Here is a 677-nt window from a genome sequence, read left to right on the forward strand (position 1 = left end):
TTTTTCGTGAACACGCTGGCGCTGCGCGCGGATCTCTCCGGGCGGCCGAGCTTCGTCGCCTTGCTGAAGCGCGTGCGGGATATGACGCTGGGCGCGCAGGCGCATCAGGATGCGCCATTCGAGCGCCTCGTGGAGGAGCTGCGCCCCGTTCGCGACATGAGCCGCAGCCCGCTGTTTCAGGCGATGTTCGTGTTGCAGAACGCGCCGAGCCGCGAGCTGACGCTGCCGGGCCTGCGCATAGAGGCGCTGACGACGCCGAGCGTGACGTCGAAGTTCGATTTGACGCTGGCGCTGGCGGAGAGCGAGGACGGGCTGAAGGGCGGCTTCGAATATGCGACATCGCTGTTCGAGGCCGCGACGATCGCGCGTCTGGCGGAACATTATTCGCTATTGTTGAAAGGGATCGTCGCGCATCCGCAGGAGCGCATCGACGCGCTCGCGCTTTTGGGCGAAGCCGAGCGGCGCCGTCTCGTCGTGGAGCTGAACGAAACATCGGCTCCCTATCCGGATCTTCGTCTGCACGAGATGTTTTCGGCGCAGGCGGCGCGACGTCCGGACGCGATCGCGATGCGCTTTGAAGGGAATGATCTGACTTATGGCGAGCTGAACGCGCGCGCGAATCGTCTGGCGCGGCGGCTGCGGCGGCTCGGCGTCGCAGCGGAGAGCCTCGTCGGCGT

General features: G+C 66.0%; 1 protein-coding gene. It reads left to right on the forward strand.

The window, feature by feature from the left end; genetic code table 11:
- Positions 1-677: condensation domain-containing protein (locus K3F48_RS23890; protein ID WP_222577928.1), on the forward strand; the 677-nt coding region annotated here is incomplete at both ends.

The organism is Methylosinus sp. Sm6 (genome assembly GCF_019802345.1).
GTDB lineage: Bacteria > Pseudomonadota > Alphaproteobacteria > Rhizobiales > Beijerinckiaceae > Methylosinus.